This window comes from Butyricicoccus sp. OF27-2pH9A (genome assembly GCF_027693185.1).
In the GTDB taxonomy this organism is placed as follows: domain Bacteria; phylum Bacillota; class Clostridia; order Oscillospirales; family Butyricicoccaceae; genus Agathobaculum; species Agathobaculum butyriciproducens.
Genome location: NZ_JAQEXK010000039.1, coordinates 1 through 4322 on the forward strand (window position 1 = coordinate 1; position 4322 = coordinate 4322).

At 54.5% G+C, this 4322-nt stretch carries 4 protein-coding genes; all 4 read right to left on the reverse strand.

Annotated elements, in window-relative coordinates; translation table 11 throughout:
- A partial coding sequence (gene acrA / locus PG722_RS13735; protein WP_270580866.1) for an acryloyl-CoA reductase electron transfer subunit beta occupies window positions 1-1105 on the reverse strand: 1105 nt, incomplete at its 3' end.
- Between the two features lie 21 nt (window positions 1106-1126).
- Window positions 1127-1927: an acryloyl-CoA reductase electron transfer subunit gamma gene (acrB, locus tag PG722_RS13740; RefSeq protein WP_116705712.1), complete on the reverse strand. Its 801-nt coding sequence runs from the start codon at window positions 1925-1927 to the stop codon at window positions 1127-1129.
- A 21-nt stretch (window positions 1928-1948) separates the two neighbouring features.
- On the reverse strand, window positions 1949-3091 hold the full coding sequence (locus PG722_RS13745) for an acyl-CoA dehydrogenase (protein WP_118286313.1): 1143 nt from the start codon (window positions 3089-3091) through the stop codon (window positions 1949-1951).
- Window positions 3092-3488: 397 nt separating this feature from the next.
- Window positions 3489-3875: a MerR family transcriptional regulator gene (locus PG722_RS13750; protein WP_117492801.1), complete on the reverse strand. Its 387-nt coding sequence runs from the start codon at window positions 3873-3875 to the stop codon at window positions 3489-3491.
- Window positions 3876-4322: the final 447 nt, after the last annotated feature.

Below are 4322 nucleotides of genomic sequence, written 5' to 3' on the forward strand. Positions count from 1 at the left end.
CCTTAGCAGCCTTGATTGCGTCGATCATCATCGGAACAACCTTGAACAGGTCGCCGCAGATGCCGTAGTCAGCTACGTCGAAGATCGGAGCGGAATCAGACTTGTTAACTGCTACGATGCACTCGGAATCCTGCATACCAGCCTTATGCTGGATAGCACCGGAAATGCCCAGAGCAACGTACAGCTTCGGATGTACGGTCTTGCCGGTCTGACCAACCTGATGGTCAGCAGACAGCCAGCCGGAGTCGATAGCAGCACGGGAACCGCCAACAACGCCGCCGAACAGGCCAGCCAGCTCTTCAGCCAGCTTGATGCCGGTCTCAACGTCCTTGGAGATACCACGGCCTACAGATACAACTACCTCAGCGCCGGTCAGGTCAACCAGCTCCTTAGCTTCCTTAACGACCTCGAGAACCTTGGTCTTGATGTCAGCCTCGGACAGCTCGAAAGCTACCGGCTCAACAACTACTGCGTTAGCCTTAGCCTCGTTGTACTCGCCCTTCTTCAGTACGCCCGGACGAACGGTAGCCATCTGCGGACGGAAGCGCGGGCAGATAATGGTAGCCATCAGGTGACCGCCGAATGCCGGACGGGTCATCTTCAGGTTGCGGTCCTCGCGGTTCAGAGCATCGATCTGAGCCTGCGGCAGGGTGGAAGCATCCTGCAGGAATGCAGCGTACTTCTCTACGTCTACGTCGAGGTGGGTGCAGTCTGCGGTCAGACCGGTGTGCAGACGAGCTGCGCAGCGCGGGCCGAGGTCACGGCCAATGTTGGTAGCGGCGATCAGCAGGATCTCCGGCTTCTTAGCCATAACGGTGTCGCACAGAACCTTTGCGTATGCATCGGTGGTGTAGGTATCGAGCAGGTCGCTCTCGCAAACCAGAACCTTGTCAGCGCCGTAAGCGCCCAGTTCCTTTGCCATCTTCTCGCCTACGCCCTTGCCGCCAAGCAGCAGGCCGCAAACTTCAGTGCCCATGTCGTCTGCCAGCTTGCGTGCCTCAGAGATCAGCTCGAGTACGGTCGGCTGCAGCTCGCCCTGGCGCTGCTCACAGAATACCCATACGCCGGAAAAATCGGCGAGGTTCGTATTATTGAAATCAGCCATTGTTCAGTATTCTCCTTCCGATTAAATGATGTGCTTCTTCTGAAGCTCAGCAACCAGCTCATCGCAGGTAGCCTTGTCAGCGCCCTCAAGCATCTTGCCCTGACCCTTCTGGGGAGGAGTGAAGGACTTGAAGATGTTGGTGGGAGAACCCTTCAGACCAATGGTGGTGGGATCGATCAGCGGATCGTCCTTCAGGGTGTTGTAGTCATAAACTGCGATCGGCTTATCGTAGCAGCCCATGATGCCCTTGATGGACATGTAGCGGGGCTCGTTCAGCTCCTTGATGCAGGTCAGCAGGCACGGGGTCTGGGTCTCGATGGTCATGTAGCCATCCTCCAGAGCGCGCTTAACGGTAACGGTGGTGCCCTCGATCTTTACGTCAGCAGCGTAGGAGACCTGCGGGATGTCCAGCTTCTCAGCGATCTGAGAACCAACCTGAGCGGTATCACCGTCGATAGCCTGACGGCCGCAGAATACTACGTCATCAGCGTCAACGCCATACTTCTTGATAGCAGCAGCCAGGATCTGGGAGGTTGCGAAGGTATCGGAACCGCCGAACTCACGAGCGGAAACCAGAATGCCCTCGTCAGCGCCCATAGCCATCAGCTCACGCAGCATGCCCTGTGCCGGGGGAGGACCCATGGTGATAACAACGACCTTGCAGCCGGTAGCGTCCTTCAGCTTCAGAGCAGCCTCAACCGCGTTCTTGTCGTCCGGGTTGATGATGGTAGCCATGGATGCGCGGTTCAGAGTGCCATCGGGATTAACAGCAACCTTACCGGAGGTATCCGGAACCTGCTTTACACAAACAATTGCCTTCATAGTTCAGTTTTCCTCCTATTCTTACTTACCGAGAATGTTACCGGAGATAACAACACGCTGAATCTCGCTGGTGCCCTCGTAGATCTCGGTGATCTTGGCATCACGCATCATGCGCTCAACCGGGTAATCCTTGGTGTAGCCGTAGCCGCCGTGTACCTGAACTGCCTTGGTGGTGATCTTCATAGCAGCCTCGGAAGCGAACAGCTTAGCGGTTGCAGCGTCCACAGTGAAGCGGCCGCCCTCAGACTTAGCAACAGCAGCCTTGTAGGTCAGCAGGCGAGCAGCCTCGATTGCAACATGCATATCAGCAAAGAGGAACTGAGTGTTCTGGAACTTTGCGATCGGACGGCCGAACTGCTCACGGGTCTTAGCAAAGTTGATGGACTCTTCCATAGCGCCCTCTGCGATGCCCAGTGCCTGTGCAGCGATGCCGATACGGCCGCCGTCCAGGGTCTGCATAGCGATCTTGAAGCCCTTGCCTTCTGCGCCGAGGAGGTTCTCCTTCGGAACGATGCAGTCGGTGAATACGATCTCAGCCGTCGGGGAGCCGTGCAGGCCAAGCTTCTCCTCGTGCTTGCCAACAGAGAAGCCCGGGAAGGAGCTCTCTACGATAAATGCAGAAATGCCCCTGGTGCCCTTGGACTTGTCGGTCATAGCGAATACTACGAATACGTCAGCAACGTAGCCGTTGGTGATGAAGATCTTGGAGCCGTTCAGTACGTAGTGGTCACCCTGCAGCTCAGCAACGCAGGTGCCCTTTGCAGCGTCAGAACCAGCGTCCGGCTCGGTCAGTGCGAAAGCGCCTACCTTGTGGCCTTCGGTCAGCATGCGGAGGTACTTCTCCTTCTGTGCGGGAGTACCGTTTGCAATGATCGGGCCGCAGCACAGACCATTGTGGGTAGCGAGGATATCGCCGGTGGAAGCGCACTGCTTGGACAGCTCTTCGATAGCGATAGCGGAGGAAAGATCGTCAGCGCCTGCGCCGCCGAACTCCTCGGGCACGATCATGCCCATAACGCCCAGATCGAACAGCTTCTCGATGTTCTCGCGGGGGTAAGTAGAGGTTTTGTCGGTTTCCGCAGCGATGGGCTTAACTTCGTTCTCGGTGAAGTCATGCATCATCTGGCGAACCAGTTCCTGTTCACGGGTCAGATGGAAATCCATGTTCAAGTCTCCTTCTTGTTTGGATATTTATTGCCAAAGCCGGTGAAAACCGGCATTCCGCCTGTTGCAGACTGCCATTTGGTGCGGCAGGGAACCGCTTGCCCGTGTCTAACCGATCAATAGGGTGGTTCGGTTTGGAGCGGGTTTTGCACACTTTTTTGTTAAGTTTTTGTTCCGTCTATCAATATACCACACCAGATAGCAAGCGTCAACTGTCAATATCAACGGAATAAAGCAATAAATTTGGTAAATTATAAGGGATTGTACAAGCGGAATATTCTCAAAACGCGGGGGATGGTGATAAATACCGAAAAAAACGATGGAAACTGGTAAAAATACACAAATACACAGAGCTCTCCGACAGGAGAACTCTGCGGTGGTGAAGTGTTGGTGCAGTTCAGTCTTTGGCTTTACCGCGCAGCTCGGGTTCTTTGGCGAGGCAGTTGCCGTAGTTTTCAATCTTGTGGTTGAGCCGTTCGAGCGTCTGCTGCATGGTGGCAATGCGTTCCTCGAGCTGGTCGCGCTGCTCGAGGAGCAAAGCCTTGCGGGCGCCGATGGTGCTGTCACCCTGCTGGAACAGGGCCACATATTCGATGAGCGCCTCGATCTGCAGACCGGCCGCACGCATACATTTAATAAACTCGATCCAGCTGCATGAGGTCTGGTCGTAATCGCGGATGCCGCTTTTGGTGCGCGGTACCGGCGGGATCAGACCGATGCGCTCGTAGTAGCGCAGTGTGTCCGGTGTGATGTCGAACTGTCTGCTCACTTCTGCGATGGTCATGGGAGTCACCTTCCTTTGGTGAGTTTAGTGTAGCACTTGGAGTGTACTCTAAGTCAAGGGTAAATTGAGAATGGAAAATGGAGGATTGAAAGTGAACGTGGCGGTTGATGGATGCGATTCGGAGAGAAACGGCGGGGTGACCTCATCCCCGCCGTTTGTAAATTCATTTGCACTATCAAACCGCAGGGGAGTGCATTGTGCTCCCGCATCAATGTTAAATGGGTGTGGATATGCGGTTATGTAATTGCAGCGAGTTGAATTTGACCATCACGTTAATTTTCCATTCTCCATCCTCAATTTTCAATTACCACAACAAAAAAAGGAACCCTCTTTCGAGGATTCCTTTTCATGCAACTTTGGTTTGTTAAGCGGAGAAATTACTCCTCAACCTTAACGTATACGCCACCGTTACGGCAGGACTCGGTAGCAGCCTTAGCCATGAGAACC